We start from the raw sequence: 18461 nt of genomic DNA on the forward strand, positions 1-18461 counted from the left end.
ATATCGGTTGATGCGATTATTTTGAATATTAAAAGTAACCCTCTGTGTTATTTTTTAGCATTTATCGGTGCTATTCTTTGGTCATTTTACAGCAATGTGACGAAGCGAATTTCAGGGGGAAATAATGGGATGGTTCTCTTTTTTATACTGACATCTCTCGGACTTTGGGGGCTTTATTTATTTGAAGCGCCAAGTACATCCAACATTAACTTTAATAGCGTTGCTTTATTGCTATTAGCCTCTGTTGCCACAGGTGGCGCAAATGCACTTTGGACATATGCGGTCATCAAAGGAAATATCGCTTTTTTAGGCACGTTATCCTATTTTACACCGGTTATTTCAACTGCATTTTCATCTGCATTACTCAGCACCGCTTTGACTTTAGGTTTCTGGCAAGGTGTCGTGATGGTAACTATTGGGTCTATAACCTGTTATTTGGCGACCCGAACATATTCAGCACGTGAAAAAGCCAATAACTAATTTGATAATAAAGCGCCAATATATGATCTGATGAATAAAATATAGGCGCTATCGAGCGGCATTAAATGGTTTTGATATGGGGTAATTCGGTATTAATAAACTTATTTATGGCGACAGCGACCCCCTCATTTTCATTTGTTTCTGTGACAAATTTAACCATTTTGCGAATATGCTCATCGGCATTTCCCATCGCAACAGAAACGCTGGCATATTGTAACATTTGAATGTCATTATTCTGATCGCCAATGCTCATCACTTTATCGGGTGTGATACCTAATTTTTCACAGATTATCTGTAGGGCAGCCCCTTTACTTGATGTTTTATTAGCAATTTCTAAATAGTAAGGGCTTGTCTTAACCAATGAATAATTTTCGAATGCATTTTCTGGAATATAACTGATACCAATATCGAGTTTTTCAGGGTGATCGATCATCATTATTTTGGTAAAGCCAAGCGTCGGCTCCATTTCACTTGCAGGACAGTAAACTAACGGTGTATTTGTTAAGTATGCATCTTGAACCGTGTAGTGGCTAATATGCCGATTGGCAGTAAACATCGTGTTATCTGCAAGAGCGTGTAAATGAACGCCAATATTGCGCGATAATTCCTCAAAGTACTGGTAGTCAGCAAAATCTAACAAATTTTCGGCAAGATGACTGCCATCATAAGCTTGGTGGATTACGCTGCCATTATTACTGATGCAATAATTATTAACCGTATTGAGTCCTAATTCCTCTAAATATGGTTTGATACCTAAATAGGGTCTGCCAGAGGCTAAAATAATATGGACCCCTTTCTGGTTAGCCAGAGAGACCGCTTCTTTTACCGCTGGGGATATTTGATGCTGAGAATTGAGTAACGTACCATCCAAATCAATTGCGACTAGTTTGATTGACATCCACGCCTCCAAAAAATGAGAATTTAATTTAAATACCTTACTCTAATTATTAAGAATGTAAATTAACTAGATAGGGTTGTTTGATTGGTTGAAAATTGAACAGTAACGTTAAAGTCGCTGTTCAATTTGCCACGATTATGTGAGTCGTTAAGGGGATTGAAATGAAAATGGCTTATAGCATTAACATATTGGAATGTGGAAATTAATGCGATTAAAACATATTCACTCATAATCACGGGTCAGATGTATCGGTTGTTTAACTTCTAGGTCAATTTGGTCATTTTGCCTAAAGTCAAAGGGCGTTATGCCATATTCTTTACGGAACATATAGGTAAAGTGGGATTGCGAACCAAACCCAAAATCGAGAGCAATATCGAAAATTGATTGGCTACTATTTCTAAGAAGATTGACAGCGCCAGCTAAACGACGTTGACGAATGTATTTACCCAGCGAAATCCCAGTCACTTCTTTAAATATTTTTTGCATATGCCAAAGTGAGTAGCCAGAGTAGGCGGCAAGTTCTTCCAAATGAATAACTCGGCCTAAGTGCTCCTCAATCCATTTACTCAAAGCATAAACAAGTGCTACATGGTTATCTTGTGCCATCTCAAATTATTTCTAGTTTTACGGTAGCCGAAGTATACACAACTTCATTTCCCCATGACAAAGGCTGCTTGTGCGGTATTACCGATTTTTTGGATAAAAAAAGCACAATCAGAATAAGTTATTACACAATAGTGTTTAAAATGAGCAAAATTCACATGAATGACGGTGAATTGCTCATTTTCCTCAAATTTCGTCGCGAAGCTTAAGGTAACATTCATTTCTTGAATATATTACATGTCGCATAAAAGTTATAGAGCGCCACAAAGTGATAGAGCCTGTCATTGTAATCATTTGAAAAATAAAAACCATCTGTGAAAGTATCAAGGAATGTGACGTGTTTGGACGAAAAATAATACTCATTGGATGCATCATTGTTATTTGCCTATTTTTATACCTATTAGCAATGGATAACCTTTGTGATCAAGGGGGCGAAAACTTTATCTTTGGAATATGCCGCATTACGGACTTGTTACCGTTTTGAATTTGCTTTCTAATACACGCTGCTGATATTCAGTCGTCATAATCATCAAATAAGTACTAATCTGTAATATTATGAAAAATAAAGACAAGAACTGAGTCAGCTTTTCAGTAGTGTTAAAAACAAAATTCAAATAAACTTGTGTGATTATCACTAGTTTGGATGATAACGAGCAAGTAACAGGACGAAAAGGGTAAAGTTATGGCGCAACAGCAACAAACGCTAAAGCGTGGATTGAAAAATAGGCATATCCAATTGATTGCATTGGGAGGCGCTGTTGGTACAGGGTTGTTCCTCGGCATTGCAACAACAATACAAATGGCAGGGCCATCTGTTCTATTAGGGTATGCCCTTTGTGGTTTTATTGCCTTCCTGATCATGCGTCAGTTGGGGGAAATGATTGTACAAGAGCCTGTCGCAGGTTCATTTAGCCATTTTGCATTTAAATATTGGGGCGGTTTTGCTGGGTTTTTATCTGGTTGGAATTACTGGGTAATGTTTATTCTGGTTGGTATGACAGAGTTAACCGCCGCTGGAAAGTATATGCAGCATTGGTGGCCAGAGCTTCCGATATGGGTATCTGCCGCCGTCTTTTTTATTGCGGTCAATGCCATCAATTTAGTGAATGTTCGTTCTTATGGAGAGACCGAATTCTGGTTTGCACTGATTAAGGTCGTCGCTGTTGTTGCGATGATTATTTTTGGTTGTTATTTATTGTTAAGCGGTCATGGTGGGCCTCAAGCAAAAGTCAGCAACTTATGGGAGTATGGCGGGTTCTTTGCCAAAGATTTTAGTGGGCTATTAATGGCGCTCGCTATTATTATGTTCTCATTTGGTGGCTTGGAATTGGTGGGTATAACTGCCGCGGAAGCTGAAGATCCAGAAAAAAGCATACCAAAAGCGATCAACCAAGTTGTTTACCGTATTCTTATTTTTTATATCGGCTCATTAGCGGTATTGCTTGCTCTTTATCCGTGGGTTGATTTAGATGGCAAAACAAGTCCATTCGTTTTAATTTTCCATGAATTGGGTGATTTATTTGTCGCTAACGCATTAAACGTGGTGATTTTAATTGCGGCGCTATCTGTTTATAACAGTGGAGCCTATTGTACTAGTCGTATGCTTTATGGCCTTGCGCAGCAGGGTAATGCCCCTAGATTTATGGCAAAGGTTAATAAAGGCGGTGTTCCTGTTATGGCATTAGTCGTTTCAGGGATTGCGACATCAGGCGGAATTTTAATAAATTTCGTGATGGAAGGCCGTGCGTTTGAATTATTGATGTCTCTTGTGGTAACAACCTTAGTTTTAAACTGGATTATGATTTGTATTTCAAACTTAAAATTCAGAGCCGCAATGAACAAACAAGGCGTTGCAACTAAGTTTAAAAGTATTTGGTATCCATTCGGAAATTACCTCTGCTTAGCGTTTCTTTCGCTGATCCTTGTTATTATTTTAACGATGGATGGATTGCGAATTTCCGTACTAATCATGCCGCTATGGATAGCAGTTCTGTGGGTTGGTTATCAATTCTCAGGCACTAAAAAGCAAGGCGTTTCTGAAAATAGTGTGGAATAGACATTATTGATGTGATTGCGCTAAAAAAATGGCTGATGGATAAAACTCATCGGCCATTTTTTCACATTAAATTTGAGTTACCACTGCCAGCGTAGCCACGCAAATAAAACGTTCCCATTGTTGTATGTGCCTGGAATATAGGTGGCTTGAAGTGAAAGCCTATCATATTCAATAGAAACTAGAGGTAGGGGAACCGGAATTGGTATGTAGTTGTAATCGTCACGGGCTGTAATGCTTAGCGTAAAACCTGCACCCATACGAAAGCCATCTAAGTCACCTGGGACCCACATTTTTTGGAAGCCGTATCCGACGATAGGCTCAAATTTATTGTGTGAATCTTTAAAAACCATTGCATACAGAGAGTGCCAGTCATTGTCTTCATCAAAGCGATATTTACCGAATCCAATGCCCCATGGCTGCTCATTATAAGAGTCCGTTTTCTCTTTATCATAGGTAAAACGGTTATGCCAAGTAAAGGTCGGGATATAAAGTTCATACTTGTCCGAATCCCAAGTCGTGCTAACGTTATTGGTAAATTTATCCCATAAACCAACTGATTTTTCTTCAGCTAAGGCTGGCGATGATAAGCCAATTGAAGCAGCGATGAGAAGCGTTGAGCTTGCAATTAACTGTCTGTTTTTCTTAACTCTCATTGTAAATCCAATTTAAATTTTTACTTTTATATAAACGATGATTGGCTCGCTAATAGTTAATATATTAGCATTTTTATAATAATTATGGACTGGAATTATTTTAATTAAGATAAGCGGAAGAAGACAGTATTATTTTTTTAGATGTTAGCTGCGGTTTAATTTCATTTTAATTATTCACTCAAAAATAGAAAAATTAGCTTAAGTTTTAGTGGTGAATACCAATAAATTCGGGGGATAAATACTGGTATTTGTTAATACATATGAGACAATCAAATCAAATTATTGCTTGATTTAGCAGTATTTTTTTTTAATTTAAAATAGCTGAAGTTATAGTCGCCGTTATATTTGGCTTAAGAAACATTCGTGACATACAGGAGTGGTAATTAATGAGAATCAATGCGTTAACCATAGCCGGTACTGACCCTTCGGGGGGAGCCGGTATTCAGGCAGATTTAAAAACCTTTTCTGCATTAGGCGCCTATGGAACAAGCGTTATGACGGCTCTGGTCGCGCAAAATACTCGTGGTGTACAGTCTGTGCATAATTTACCTGAAGATTTTGTTGCAGCGCAGCTTGAATCCGTTCTCAGTGATGTACGTATTGATAGTGCGAAGATTGGCATGCTATCTAATCAGCAAAATATATTTGTTGTTGCGGATGCATTGAGAAAGTACCCCATTCCTTATGTTGTACTTGATACAGTTATGGTGGCAAAAAGTGGTGACCCACTGCTGCTACCCGATGCCGTTGATACACTACGTCAAGAATTACTGCCGATTGTTTCTTTGATTACCCCCAATTTGCCAGAGGCGGCTGTGCTATTAAATGAAAAAATGGCAGAAACAGAAAGCCAAATGCTGACCCAAGGTTATAAATTATTAGGAATGGGTTGTCAGGCCGTATTGATGAAAGGGGGGCATTTAAGCGATCCAGAGAGCCCTGATTGGCTGATCACCCCTCAAGGTGAATGGCGGTTTACTTCCCCCCGAATTGCGACTAAAAATACTCATGGCACAGGTTGTACCCTTTCTGCTGCGATTGCGGCATTAAGACCTCGTCAAGTAGATTGGCAATCTACGGTTATTGAAGCAAAGAATTATCTGCAAGCGGCGTTAGAAAAAGCAGATAGCTTAGAAGTTGGCAGCGGGATCGGTCCAGTACATCACTTTCATGCTTGGTGGTAATAATTGATAGCCCTCATTCGAGGGCTAAATGAAATAGATTAAAGTAGTAGGCTACATTGCGGGGGTAAACGGCATTGCAATGCATTTGGAACGACTTTAAAGGTAAATGTATCCCCAGAAAGTGGTTCACCGTCTAAATTTAATACCATATCGTGAGGCGATGAAATTTTTATCCATGAGCTGGTTTTTTGGATCAAATGCTCATTTTTATCAGATGAAAATAAATTGCTAAGAAAAGCTGGGATAACATCCCTTGAAGGGACAATAAGCAAATTTAAAATACCATCATTAATTAATGCATCTGGAGTTAATTGTTGGCCACCACCCGCTTGACGTCCATTTCCGATAGCTACCACCAGTGTTTCACCTTCCCAATTGAAGTTTTCAGCCTCAATTTTGCATATATCTGTTTTTAATGTATCAGGGCGCAACAACCCGTTGATAACATAGGCTGCGCCACCTAACGCAGATTTAAGTGCTTCAGGCGTTTCTGTGGTGATCCGTGTACCAAAACCGCCCGTTGCCATATTCATAAAATAATAGTGGTCATTGACTTGCGCTAAGTCGATTTTGGTTGATTTGCCTTTAACCGCTAGGGCTAAAGCTTGTTCAATATCTAATGGAATGTTTGCACTGTTGGCAAAATCATTGGCAGTTCCCATGGGAAGGATGCCCATCGCAGGGCGAGTATCAGTAGGGAACTTCATCAAGGCGGTTGATACTGCGTTAATCGTACCGTCTCCTCCTGCTGCAATAATAGTTCCAATACGTTGTGCTATTGCGTCTTTAATAAATTCATAGGTATCTTGGGGTTCCCAAGGAATACGTACCAAAATGGTATGGCCGTCTTTACGAATATGATTAATGGCTTTGCGTAACTCAGGGTTAGCCGATTGTTTACCATTAAGAATTATCATAGCGGACTGAATATCATGCATAAATAAATCATCCGATTTAAATTAATAATGTCAAAAGTATAAGCGGATTAATGGGAAAGGTGGGTGATTTTTTACGATATTTACCAAAAACAGAGATATCCTGTAATTTAAAATAGTTGGGGTATGAATTATCAGTGAGGAAGGATAACGAGAAAAAAGAAATGGCTAGCTCAAGGGAGATTGAGCTAGCCAAGGAGGTGGTTCCTAGTCTTATTTTATGACTTTCTAGTTCTTCATTTTCAGTAGTGACTATACGATATTGAATAACCAATTGATGTGATCTGTTGCATAAAATTGGATATTGAGTGCACTTTTAAACGGGGTTGTCAATAACGAGAATGATTCTCATATAATAAAGTGCATAAAATGACTATTTTAATTAAAAAACAATAACAAAAAAGCCAAAAATTTGGTTATGATTATTTGGCTTTTTTTGTATATTCGCAGATTATTATGCCATTTAAGCTTTTATTGGCTCAAGTTGCAGATGGGGATCACGGGTTGTCGTACCCGCAAGATTACGGATCAATAAACCGAAGTTAATATCAACATCTTCTGGGATTGGTAAATAAACAATGTGACCATTACCGGGAGCGACATCAATAGTTTCACCTTTACGGTTAGTGAGAGAATCGAGTGTAAACACGATATTGCCCGCAGGGGTCATCATTTCTAGGCTATCACCCACGCTAAATTTATTTTTAACGTCGACCTCAGCAAGGCCATTAACACGCTTACCGGTAAATTCACCCACAAATTGTTGAGTATCAGAAACGGAATAACCGTATTCATAGGTTTGATAAGCATCGTGGGTATGACGACGTAAAAAACCTTCGGTATAACCGCGATGTGCCAGCCCTTCAAGTGTTGACAATAGGGAAGGGTCGAAAGGTTTACCCGCAACGGCATCATCTATCGCACGACGATATACTTGGGCAGTACGTGCACAATAGTAAAAAGATTTAGTACGGCCTTCAATTTTAAGCGAATGAACTCCCATTTTTGTTAGATTTTCAACATGCTCAATCGCTCTTAAATCTTTAGAGTTCATAATATAAGTGCCGTGCTCGTCTTCAAAGGCAGTCATATACTCACCTGGACGCATGGCTTCTTCTAACATGAACACTTTGTCTGTTGGCGCGCCTTCTCCAAGGGTCGGTGCGACATTTTTCACGGCAATAGGCTCATGAACATGGACTATATTGCCGACATCATCTTCTTTACCTTCCTGAACTTTATATTCCCAACGACAGGCATTAGTACAAGTCCCTTGGTTCGGGTCACGTTTATTGATATAACCAGAAAGCAAGCAGCGCCCTGAATAAGCCATGCATAATGCGCCATGAACAAATACCTCTAATTCCATATCAGGGACTTGCTGGCGAATTTCTGCTATCTCATCCAATGAAAGTTCACGTGATAAAATAACGCGAGTGAGGCCCATCTGTTTCCAGAATTTAACCGAAGCCCAGTTAACCGCATTGGCTTGAACTGATAAATGAATATCCATCTCAGGAAACGCTTCACGTACCATCATGATTAAGCCAGGATCGGACATGATCAGCGCATCAGGCCCCATTTCGATAACAGGGGTTAGGTCGCGGATAAAGGTTTTTAGCTTGGCATTGTGCGGTGCAATATTGACGACCACATAGAATTTTTTGCCAAGCTCATGGGCTTCTTGGATGCCTTTAGCGAGATTTTCGTGGTTAAATTCGTTATTACGCACACGTAAGCTGTAACGCGGCTGTCCAGCGTAGACGGCATCTGCGCCATAAGCAAAGGCGTAACGCATGTTCTTCAGTGAACCTGCTGGAGATAATAATTCGGGTGTAAACATGATGTTCTCAGTCTGATGTCAAGTCAGGACTAGCCCAATAGGACTAGTTTTAAAAATAAGGGGAAGGGATTTTAACGCTAAAATAGGAAAATACCAAATTTCCCTTGCAAAAAATAAGGTTATAATTTTGTTATAAAATATCGGGATGCATAATTAGCATTCATCCCATCGATATCCTAGTCCATAGATCGAGCGAATGAATGTTTTCTCTTCATCGAGAGACTCTAATTTACGGCGTAAGTTTTTGACATGACTATCAATAGTTCTGTCGGTGACAACGCGATGATCATCATACAAAATATCGAGTAATTGGTCCCGTGAAAACACAGTTCCCGCATTGTCAGACATAAATTTTAATAACCGAAATTCAGCCGGCGTCAGTTCTAATAATTTATCGCCATAGCGTACTTGAAAGGCATTTTCATCAATAACCAGTTGTGTACTATTTTTTTCTGGCATCGCGGTGCGTTGGCAACGGCGTAAAATTGTTTTAACGCGAGCGACAACTTCCCGTGGGCTGAACGGTTTGCAAATATAGTCGTCTGCACCAATTTCTAAGCCAAGTAGACGATCAATTTCTTCTGTTTTTGCGGTGACCATGACTACAGGAATTTCACTGAACTTGCGTAATTCACGGCAAACCGCCAGACCATCCATGCCGGGTAGCATTAAGTCCAGTAGAATAAGGTCGGGTTGATTTTTTTTTACATAATGAATGACTTCATCACCGCGAGCCAACAAGGCAGGAAAATAGCCTGCGGCTTGCAAATAATCAAATAGGAGCTGTCCAAGTTTGGGTTCATCTTCGACGATGAGAACATGTGCATTGGTTGAGTCTGCCATTATCACTATTCTTTTTCCTTCGATTGGATAGGGAGTTGAATGGTAATTCGCACCCCGCCTAAATCCGATGGGGTTGCCGTTAGGGTTCCATTATGCGCCTCAATGATATTATAGCAAATAGCTAGCCCCAAGCCCGAACCACCACTGGCGCGGTTTCGTGACTCTTCTGCGCGGTAGAAACGCTCAAATAAATGACTGCATTGTTCTGCCGATAAACCCGGTGCGCTATCTTCCCAATGGATAGAGACTAATTGATGCTCTTGTTTCACATGGATGACGATTTTGCCTTGAGTGTCAGTATAGCGCAGGCTGTTTTCCATTAAATTATAGAACAATTGTGACAAACGGTCTGGGTCTGCAAAAATAATACAATGGTCGATAAAATTACGTTCAACGGTTAATTTCGAATCTTCTAAACGCCAACGTGATTGCCCGATCACCATGTCAATAATAGGAATAATATCAATAGGTTGTTTTCGATAAACGAGCGACCCTCTATCTGAAAGAGATAGTTGATGGAGATCATTGACTAATTTAATCAGCGTTTGGGTTTCCGTCAGTAATGAATTGATGGTCTCTGGGGTGGCTTTTCTAACACCATCTTGTACCGCTTCTAATTCCCCTTGTAATACGGATAACGGGGTACGCAGCTCATGGGAAATATCTGCCATATAATCACGGCGCATTTGTTCATTTTTTTCGAGGGTAGAAGCGAGGTGGTTAAAGTCTTTTGCTAATTCCCCTAATTCATCACGACCCACTTCAGGAACTCGAGCGGTAAAATCGCCCCTCGCTAATTGATTGGTTCCTTCGAGTAGTCGTTTAATGGGCTTTAGAAAGCCACGAGCAAGAAACAAGGTCGCCACAAGTGCAACAAAGAGCGACAATCCAGCAATAATCCAGCTGGTATACATTTGTTGTTCATCGAAACGTTGGTCGAGTTCGTTACTAATGCCATCCTCATAACTGGCGGCTAACCAACCGATAGTCGTCCCTTTGCTTGTCACTATCGGCTCGCGAATAATGTTTTTGGGTAAAGTCACATTGCGGCCAAAAATGAGTCTATCTTGCGCATCATAGACCCAAAAGATAGTACGCCAACGCTTATGACTACCGGGTTGGCGATTACGATGTTGATGTTCAACAGCGCGTAAAATATTAAAAAATGCGCGATCATCTCGAATTAAGAAGAACCAGTTTCCCGTTTCGTCATATTGTTCGGCTAAAGCGGATGAGATAAGTTCAGCACGTTGTTGATCATTTTCTTTGATGTAATCAATAAAGCCATGCTGGAAACTCATTCGTACACCTTGGTGCATGGTGACAACAAGCAGTAAGCAGGTGGCAAAGATAGCCAGAAACAGGCGGGTACTCACACTGTTTAATCTAAACTTCATGGTTGGCCTCCTGAGCATTGCTTGCTTGCGCTTTCTTGCGAGCAAAGCGTTCTCTTAGGCTATCAAAACTGAGGTAGACGACCGGTGTTGTAAAGAGAGTGAGTAACTGGCTCATGATTAATCCCCCCACAATGGTTATCCCTAATGGCTGGCGTAATTCTGCGCCATCACCACTGCCTAATACGAGCGGTAGTGCACCAAAAATAGCCGCAAGAGTGGTCATAACGATGGGACGAAAACGCAATAAGCTAGCACGGAAGATAGCTTCACGTGCCGTTAAACCTGCATTTCTTTGCGCTTGGATAGCAAAGTCGACCATGATGATGGCATTCTTTTTAACGATACCGATTAATAGCATAATACCAATTAGGGCTATTAAGCTAAATGGGGTATCGAATAATTCAAGGGCTAATAATGCACCCACCCCCGCAGACGGTAAGGTAGAGAGGATGGTCAGTGGATGAATATAGCTTTCATATAGGATCCCTAGCACCAAATAAACCGTAATAATGGCGGCTAAGATCAAAAAGAGCTGTGATTTCAAGGTGTCTTGGAAAATCTGTGCCGTACCAGCAAAGGTACCACGTACCGTTGATGGCACACCGAGTGCTGTCATGGTTTTTTCGATTTCCACAATGGCTTCGTCAAGGGTATAGCCTTCTGCGACATTAAACGCAATTGTTGAAGCAGCAGATAACCCTTGGTGATTGACACTCAGGGGGGCATTGGAGGGTTCCCAGCGAGCAAAATAGGAAAGAGGAATGGGTTGGCCATCTTTATTGATGACAAACATTTTTTCCAATGAACTCACATCTTGCGTGTATTCAGGGGCGACTTCCATGACCACTTTATATTGATTCATGGCTTCATATATGGTCGAAATTTGGCGTTGCCCGAAAGCATTGTTGAGTAAATTATTGGCTTCTCGAACATCAATACCCAATTGCGCCATTAAATCTCGGTCATAAGTCAGTGCCATTTCAGCACCTTTATCTTCTTTATCCGAGTTTACATCGGTGAGTTGGGGTAATTCACCGAGGGCTTTACGTATAGCAGGTTCCCAATCACGCAATGCGGCGAGTTCATCAGCAAGCAGCGTAAATTGATAACTGGCATTAGCTTGCCGTCCACCAACTCGAATATCCTGAACAGGCATCATAAATAAGTTAGCCCCAGGTTCCTTGGCTAACTTAATGCGTAAGCGATTCATAATGCTAGTGGCGCTTTCTTTTCGTTCATCAAGGGGTTTTAAGGAGATAAACATAAAACCACTGTTGACTCGACTACCACCCGTAAAGCCCGTTACGCTATCTATCGCAGGGTCTTCATTGATTTGCTGCATAAAGCGCGTCATTTTTTCTTTCATCGACTGGAACGAAATACTTTGATCTGCTCGCACAAAGCCCATCAATCGACCGGTATCTTGTTCGGGAAAAAAGGCTTTTGGAATAGCGATGTATAGGTAAATGTTGAGCCCGATGGTCACAAATAAAATTGCCAGTACACTACGACGATGAGAGAGCACCCAATTTAAAGTGACGCCGTAACTTTCTTGTATGCGCATCAATACGCGACCAAAACCTCTATTTTTAGCTTTGGTTTTGGTGCCGCGCTTTTTCAGCAGGTAAGCACACATCATTGGCGTTAATGTTAACGAGACAACTAATGAAATACCGATTGCCGTCGCAAGTGTAATCGCAAATTCGCGGAATAATCGTCCAACTAATCCATCCATTAAGAGTAGTGGAATAAAGACAGCGACAAGGGAGATACTCATCGAAACAACGGTAAAACCAACTTCATGTACCCCACGGATTGCCGCAATAAAGGGCTTGCAGCCATTTTCGATATGCCGAGAGATGTTTTCAAGCACCACAATGGCATCATCCACCACAAAACCTGTTGCGACGGTTAATGCCATCAACGACAGGTTATTCAGGCTGAAACCACACAGATACATGGCGGTAAATGTGCCAATTAATGAAACGGGAACAGCGATCGCGGGGATGAGTGTTGCACGTCCGGAGCGTAAGAAAAGTAAAACAACCAGTATCACAAGTGCAACTGCGATCAATAAAGCACGTTCCACCTCAGCCAATGAAGCCCGAATAGTGGGCGTTCTATCTTGCGCAACTTTAAGATCAATTGCCGCAGGGATCATCTCTCTAAACTCAGGTAATTCGTCGCGAATACGGTTTACGGTTTCAATGATATTGGCACCGGCTTCACGGCGGATGACGATGAGGATTGAAGGTTCACCACCTGCCATTCCAGCAGCTCGCACATTTTCAATTGAATCTTTTACAACTGCGACATCACTCAGTTTAACCGCATTGCCAGAATTATAGTGCACGATAATGGGGCGGTAATCGGCGGCTTTTTTGAGTTCATCATTGGTCTGAACCTGATAGCGCTTTTCATCGTCATTAATGTAGCCTTGAGGCTGGCGAACGTTAGCACTGTTAATGGCAGTGCGTACCGCGTCTAAGGAAACGCCTTGGTTAAATAAGGCGGTAGGGTTGAGTTCAACACGTACGGCAGGCAGTGATCCGCCACCGACCGAAACTTCACTGACTCCTTCAATTTGGGCAATACGTTGTGCCAATCGAGTTGAAGCAACATCATAAATTTCACCGGTATTCATGGTTTTTGAGGTTAATGTCAAAATCATGATGGGAGCATCTGATGGGTTCGATTTGTAATAGCGTGGGCGACTTGGCATACCGCTAGGCAGTAATGTTTGCGCTGCATTGATCGCCGCTTGTACTTCTCTTGCTGCGTTGTTGATGTCTTTATCAAGGTTGAATTCAAGAGTGATGGTCGTTCGACCTTGCGCACTACTTGACGTCATTTCATTGATACCCGCGATGCTACCCAATGAGCGCTCAAGTGGCGTTGCGACTGAAGAAGCCATCGTTTCAGGAGAAGCGCCAGGAAGTGACGCTGTCACGTTAATCACCGGGTAATCAACCTGTGGTAAAGGCGCTACAGGTAAAAACATAAAGCTAAGCGCCCCACAGAGGGTTATCGCCACACTGATTAGGGTTGTGGCAACGGGTCGACTAACAAACAGAGCAAAGAAGCGCTTCATTATGACACCCGTACCTTATTTGTTTGACGGCGTGCTTTTAAGCGGTTTGATAAACGGTCAAAGAGTAGGTAAATCACCGGAGTGGTAAACAGTGTCAGAATTTGGCTCATAATCAAGCCGCCTACCATACAAATCCCTAATGGTTGACGTAGTTCCGCACCAACACCGGTACTTAACATCAATGGCAGTGCGCCCAGTAGTGCAGCCATAGTTGTCATCAATATCGGACGAAAACGCAATAAGCAAGCTTGGTAAATCGCATCATAAGGGGACATGCCTTGTTCACGTTCAGCCGCGAGCGCAAAGTCAATCATCATGATGGCATTCTTTTTCACAATACCAATCAACAAAATAATACCGATAACCGCAATCACATCCAGATCTTTCCCTGCCATCATTAAGGCCAGCAGTGCACCGACACCGGCAGTGGGTAAGGTGGATAAAATAGTGATTGGATGAATAAAGCTTTCGTACAAAATACCCAGAACGATATACATGGCAATAATTGCCGCTGCAATTAACCAAATAGTACTGCTCAGCGCCGCTTCAAATGCTAGTGTCGCGCCTTGGAATTGCGTGGTAATTGATTTTGGCATCGCAATTTGGGCTTCCGCATTTTTAACAGCAGTTACCGCAGATTCAAGGGAAGCATCATCATCGACATTGAATGAAAAAGTCACCGCAGGGAATTGGTCAAGATGATTAATCGACAACGGGCCATAGCCTTCTTTGATGTTCACCAGTGTGCTTAATGGCACAATAGCGCCGTCAGTACCTTTCAGGCGAACATCGTTTAGGGCATCCATCCCATCACGAGTTTGGGTATCATGCTCTAAAATAACGCGATATTGGTTCGATTGGGTGTAAATGGTCGAGATCATACGCTGACCAAAAGCATTATAAAGAGCATTATCTATCGCAGACATGGTAATACCAAAGCGACTCGCGGTATCCCTATCAACGTTGACATAAGCGACTAATCCCTTATTTTGCCAATCGCTACTCACCTCAGTCAATTCAGGTTGTTTTTCTAATTCGTTTAGCAGTTTTGGTACCCAAGTGGTTAGCTCTTCAAGAGAACCGGCTTGTAAGGTGAATTGATACTGGGTACGAGCGATTTGGGTATCAATGGTTAAATCTTGCATCGGTTGCAGATACAAATTGATCCCAGAAATACCGTCAACCGAACGCTGTAAACGGCTAATAATGGCGGCAACGCGGTCTTCACGATCGTCCAGCGGCTTTAGCGTAATTTGAATTCTGGCATTGTTTAGTGTGGCATTGTTGCCATCGATTCCGACATACGTTGTCACATTATCAACCGCAGGGTCAGCCAGTATTTTACCTGCAACCTCTTGCTGTTTTTGTGACATGGCTGAAAATGAAATCGATTGACGGCTTTCAATTGAACCTTGAATGATCCCACTATCTTGTAGCGGGAAAAAACCTTTCGGGATCCACATATACAGTAAAACAGTCAAAACCATGGTACCAAGGGCAACCGATAAGGTCAGCCATTGGTGATTGAGTATGCGTTTGAGCCAAATCGCATAACCTGCCACCATGCCATCAAAGAACCGCTCACAAGCAAGCTCAAAGCGGTTGTGCTTGTGCTGAGATTCAGGTTTCAACAAGCGTGCGCACATCATGGGGGTGAGCGTAAGGGAAACAACGGCGGAGATTAAAATCGCCACGGCGAGGGTAATCGCAAATTCGCGGAATAGGCGACCGACAATATCCCCCATAAATAATAATGGGATCAGTACGGCAACTAACGAAAATGTCAGTGAAATAATGGTGAAACCTATCTCACCAGCGCCCTTTAATGCGGCGACCAGCGGTTTATCACCTTGCTCAAGGTAACGGGAAATATTTTCAATCACCACGATGGCATCATCGACCACAAACCCCGTGGCAATCGTCAATGCCATCAATGTCAGGTTGTTTACCGAGAAACCACAGAAATACATTACTGCGAATGTCCCCACTAAGGATAGTGGTACAGCAATACCGGGGATCAGGGTGGCAATCCCATTTCGCAGAAACAGATAAATTACCATCACAACCAATGCAACGGCTAACATCAATTCAAATTGAACATCACTAACCGAGGCACGGATGGTGCTAGTTCGGTCGGTTAAAATTTCGACATTGACAGATTTAGGTAAGCTTTCAATTAACTCGGGCAATAAAGTCCGGATGGTATCGGTGGTTTCAATCACGTTAGCACCCGGCTGACGCTGCACATTAATCACGATGGCTTGTTCTTTATTTGCCCAAGCGCCTAAATAGGCATTTTCAGCCCCTTGCTCGACAGTGGCGATATCCCCAAGACGAACCGGAGCGCCATTTTGGAAGGCCACAATCAGTTTGCGGTAATCCTCAAGGGATTTCATTTGGTCATTCGCTGAGAGCGTTACAGAGCGTGTTGGGCCATCAAAACTCCCTTTGGCGGAGTTGACGTTGGCATTATTAATCGCACTGCGAATAGTTTCGCTGTCTAATCCTTTTGCTGCCATCGCTTGTGGATTTAGGTTCACGCGAACCGCAGGGCGTTGACCACCCGCAAGTGTGACTAGCCCCACACCATTGACTTGCGAGATCTTCTGGGCAACTCGTGTTTCGATAATATCCTGAACTTGCGTTAACGGCATGGCATCAGAGGTAACGGCTAAGGTTAATACAGGGGGATCTGCGGGGTTAACTTTATTATAAATAGGTGGATAAGGTAAATCAGATGGTAATAAACTCGTTGCTGAGTTGATCGCGGCTTGCACCTCTTGTTCTGCGACTTCCAGCGGCAAGGTCAATTGAAACATCAAGGTGATAACCGATGCGCCACCGGAACTCCGAGATGACATTTGTTTAAGGCCAGACATTTGACCAAACTGGGTTTCAAGAGGCGCAGTGACTGCTGAGGTCATTACATCTGGGCTAGCGCCGGGATAGAGTGTCACAACTTGAATCGTTGGGTAATCAACTTCAGGTAGCGCTGATACAGGTAAAAAACGGTAACCGATAATACCCGCGAGTAAGATAGCCACCATAAACAATGTGGTTGCAACAGGGCGTAAAATAAATAGGCGAGAAGGGCCGCCGCCTTTGATTGTTTCAGGCTGCATTACGCTTTCTCCGCGCTATTTCGGTTATTTTTTCCCTTCTCTTTGTTTGGTTCTTTTGGTTTCTGTGCGATTTGCTCTGGGCTGACGACTTCAACGGTAGTGCCATCGGTTAATCGGTCAACGCCATCAGTAATCACTTTGGCATTCGCCGCAAGGCCACTTTCAATAACCACTTGCTGGCTATCTTGCATACCCACGGCGACCGAATGCTTACTGACAGTATTGTCATCATTGAGGATCCAAACATAGTGCCCCTCGTTACCCATTTGTAATGCGGCAGTCGGAATAACCACCGCATTTTGCAGTATTTCCACTTGCATCTTCACATTGACGAATTGGTTCGGGAACAGTTTTTGTGATTCATTGGTAAAGCGAGCTTTGATCTTCAATGTGCCTGTCGCAGGGTCAATTTGGTTATCGGTGCTGAGTAATTCGCCCCCTGCAATCATGGCAATATTATTTCTGTCCCATGCTTCGACAATCACTTTTTTCCCTGATGACTGGGCTTGCTGAATAGCCGGAATATCCCCTTCAGGCAGGGCAAATAGTACATCGGCAGGCTGGGTTTGAGTGATAACCACAATCGGTGTTGAAGTGCCTGCTGAAATAAAGTTACCAACATCCACTTGTTTTAAGCCAACACGGCCTGAAATCGGGGCAGTAATTTTACTGTAAGTTAATTGTAATTTAGCGCTATCAACGGCAGCTTGGTCGACTTTAATGCTACCTTCAGCTTGTAAAACGACGGCTTTTTGGTTATCGAGTTCTTGTTGGGAAATAACCTTAGTGCCCGCCAGCTTTTGAAAACGACTTAAATCTAATCGTGCATTGGCTAAAATGGCTTTATCTTTTGCTAATTGGCCTTCGGCTTGGGCTAATTGAACTTCAAAAGGGCGAGAGTCAATTTGCGCTAATAAATCACCCGCTTTGACAGATTGTCCTTCGGTAAAATAAAGCGCCATTAGCTGGCCTTCAACACGGCTGGTGACCGTCACAACATTCGCCGCTTGTACGGTACCAAGACCAGATAAATACCGTGGAACCACTTTTTCTTCTGCCGTGGCAAATTGAACAGGGGCTAAAACGCGTGGGGGTCTTCCACCCATTCCCTGTCGCTGCTGACTGGGATTAGCGGCAGAATTAGGAATATCAGTTTGGCTATTTTTTTGATAGAAGTACCAACCCGCTCCGGCTGCAGCAATAATGGCAACAAAAATAGCAGAACGAGTCAAAGTAGTGCGGCGATTGGGTTTATTCATTTTTGGGAATTCGCTTAACTTAGTGTCGAGTAAAATCAGTTACGTATATTAATAGTTTAGCCTGATAGGCACAAAACAAAATGGAGGAAATATGAAT

Annotated in this window: 14 protein-coding genes; 4 read left to right on the forward strand and 10 right to left on the reverse strand. The window is 42.3% G+C overall.

Annotation, left to right across the window (positions count from 1 at the left end):
* A partial coding sequence (locus M998_RS00105) for an EamA family transporter (RefSeq protein WP_156510932.1) occupies nucleotides 1-480 on the forward strand: 480 nt, incomplete at its 5' end.
* A 61-nt stretch (nucleotides 481-541) separates the two neighbouring features.
* Here the strand turns inward: M998_RS00105 and yidA are convergent.
* Together yidA and M998_RS00115 are read right to left on the reverse strand one after the other, a co-directional pair.
* Entirely contained in the window at nucleotides 542-1378 is an 837-nt protein-coding gene (yidA, locus tag M998_RS00110; RefSeq protein ID WP_068444526.1) for a sugar-phosphatase, read from the reverse strand.
* 222 nt (nucleotides 1379-1600) lie between these two features.
* The gene (locus M998_RS00115; protein ID WP_068444523.1) at nucleotides 1601-1984 is read right to left on the reverse strand and encodes a helix-turn-helix domain-containing protein; all 384 of its coding nucleotides are present in this window, start codon (nucleotides 1982-1984) and stop codon (nucleotides 1601-1603) included.
* Nucleotides 1985-2318: 334 nt separating this feature from the next.
* Between M998_RS00115 and mgrB the strand changes: the two genes are divergently transcribed.
* A complete protein-coding gene (gene mgrB / locus M998_RS19480) occupies nucleotides 2319-2465 on the forward strand; it encodes a PhoP/PhoQ regulatory lipoprotein MgrB (RefSeq protein ID WP_111750941.1) in 147 nt (48 codons plus the stop codon).
* A gap of 198 nt (nucleotides 2466-2663) precedes the next feature.
* Complete coding sequence (locus M998_RS00120) at nucleotides 2664-4037, forward strand: amino acid permease (protein ID WP_068907074.1); 1374 nt, start codon at nucleotides 2664-2666, stop codon at nucleotides 4035-4037.
* Nucleotides 4038-4114: 77 nt separating this feature from the next.
* Here the strand turns inward: M998_RS00120 and pagP are convergent, their stop codons facing one another.
* Nucleotides 4115-4690, reverse strand: coding sequence for a lipid IV(A) palmitoyltransferase PagP (pagP, locus tag M998_RS00125; RefSeq protein ID WP_068907075.1), 576 nt, complete (start codon nucleotides 4688-4690; stop codon nucleotides 4115-4117).
* 386 nt (nucleotides 4691-5076) lie between these two features.
* On the opposite strand from pagP, the gene thiD reads away from it, so the two are divergent.
* Entirely contained in the window at nucleotides 5077-5874 is a 798-nt protein-coding gene (thiD, locus tag M998_RS00130; protein WP_068444513.1) for a bifunctional hydroxymethylpyrimidine kinase/phosphomethylpyrimidine kinase, read from the forward strand.
* Between the two features lie 38 nt (nucleotides 5875-5912).
* Here thiD and yegS read toward each other — a convergent pair whose 3' ends face one another.
* The 7 genes from yegS to M998_RS00165 all read right to left on the reverse strand — a co-directional run bounded on the left by yegS (nucleotide 5913) and on the right by M998_RS00165 (nucleotide 18364).
* Entirely contained in the window at nucleotides 5913-6812 is a 900-nt protein-coding gene (yegS, locus tag M998_RS00135; RefSeq protein WP_068444510.1) for a lipid kinase YegS, read from the reverse strand.
* Nucleotides 6813-7272: 460 nt separating this feature from the next.
* A complete protein-coding gene (gene trhP / locus M998_RS00140) occupies nucleotides 7273-8652 on the reverse strand; it encodes a prephenate-dependent tRNA uridine(34) hydroxylase TrhP (protein ID WP_068907076.1) in 1380 nt (459 codons plus the stop codon).
* A gap of 153 nt (nucleotides 8653-8805) precedes the next feature.
* Nucleotides 8806-9495: an envelope stress response regulator BaeR gene (gene baeR / locus M998_RS00145; RefSeq protein WP_068907077.1), complete on the reverse strand. Its 690-nt coding sequence runs from the start codon at nucleotides 9493-9495 to the stop codon at nucleotides 8806-8808.
* A gap of 5 nt (nucleotides 9496-9500) precedes the next feature.
* Nucleotides 9501-10892 carry an envelope stress sensor histidine kinase BaeS gene (gene baeS / locus M998_RS00150; protein WP_068444501.1) on the reverse strand — a complete coding sequence of 464 codons (1392 nt, stop codon included), beginning with the start codon at nucleotides 10890-10892 and terminating at the stop codon, nucleotides 9501-9503.
* On the reverse strand, nucleotides 10882-13983 hold the full coding sequence (gene mdtC / locus M998_RS00155; RefSeq protein ID WP_068444498.1) for a multidrug efflux RND transporter permease subunit MdtC: 3102 nt from the start codon (nucleotides 13981-13983) through the stop codon (nucleotides 10882-10884). The genes baeS and mdtC overlap by 11 nt, the downstream gene beginning before the upstream one ends.
* Nucleotides 13983-17105, reverse strand: coding sequence for an MdtB/MuxB family multidrug efflux RND transporter permease subunit (locus M998_RS00160; RefSeq protein WP_068907078.1), 3123 nt, complete (start codon nucleotides 17103-17105; stop codon nucleotides 13983-13985). Before M998_RS00160 ends, mdtC begins: the two co-directional genes overlap by 1 nt.
* Nucleotides 17105-18364, reverse strand: a complete 1260-nt coding sequence (locus M998_RS00165; RefSeq protein WP_068907079.1) for an MdtA/MuxA family multidrug efflux RND transporter periplasmic adaptor subunit — start codon at nucleotides 18362-18364, stop codon at nucleotides 17105-17107. Before M998_RS00165 ends, M998_RS00160 begins: the two co-directional genes overlap by 1 nt.
* Between the last annotated feature and the right edge of the window lie 97 nt (nucleotides 18365-18461).

The sequence above is a fragment of the Providencia heimbachae ATCC 35613 genome (genome assembly GCF_001655055.1).
In the GTDB taxonomy this organism is placed as follows: Bacteria; Pseudomonadota; Gammaproteobacteria; order Enterobacterales; family Enterobacteriaceae; genus Providencia; species Providencia heimbachae.

Excerpts from the sequence above, each read along its gene's own strand:
- yidA (WP_068444526.1), bottom strand. The coding sequence starts at position 1,378 with ATGTCAATCAAACTAGTCGCAATTGATTTGGATGGTACGTTACTCAAT.
- M998_RS00115 (WP_068444523.1), bottom strand. The coding sequence starts at position 1,984 with ATGGCACAAGATAACCATGTAGCACTTGTTTATGCTTTGAGTAAATGG.
- M998_RS00120 (WP_068907074.1), top strand. The coding sequence starts at position 2,664 with ATGGCGCAACAGCAACAAACGCTAAAGCGTGGATTGAAAAATAGGCAT.
- pagP (WP_068907075.1), bottom strand. The coding sequence starts at position 4,690 with ATGAGAGTTAAGAAAAACAGACAGTTAATTGCAAGCTCAACGCTTCTC.
- thiD (WP_068444513.1), top strand. The coding sequence starts at position 5,077 with ATGAGAATCAATGCGTTAACCATAGCCGGTACTGACCCTTCGGGGGGA.
- yegS (WP_068444510.1), bottom strand. The coding sequence starts at position 6,812 with ATGCATGATATTCAGTCCGCTATGATAATTCTTAATGGTAAACAATCG.
- trhP (WP_068907076.1), bottom strand. The coding sequence starts at position 8,652 with ATGTTTACACCCGAATTATTATCTCCAGCAGGTTCACTGAAGAACATG.
- baeR (WP_068907077.1), bottom strand. The coding sequence starts at position 9,495 with ATGGCAGACTCAACCAATGCACATGTTCTCATCGTCGAAGATGAACCC.
- baeS (WP_068444501.1), bottom strand. The coding sequence starts at position 10,892 with ATGAAGTTTAGATTAAACAGTGTGAGTACCCGCCTGTTTCTGGCTATC.
- mdtC (WP_068444498.1), bottom strand. The coding sequence starts at position 13,983 with ATGAAGCGCTTCTTTGCTCTGTTTGTTAGTCGACCCGTTGCCACAACC.
- M998_RS00160 (WP_068907078.1), bottom strand. The coding sequence starts at position 17,105 with ATGCAGCCTGAAACAATCAAAGGCGGCGGCCCTTCTCGCCTATTTATT.
- M998_RS00165 (WP_068907079.1), bottom strand. The coding sequence starts at position 18,364 with ATGAATAAACCCAATCGCCGCACTACTTTGACTCGTTCTGCTATTTTT.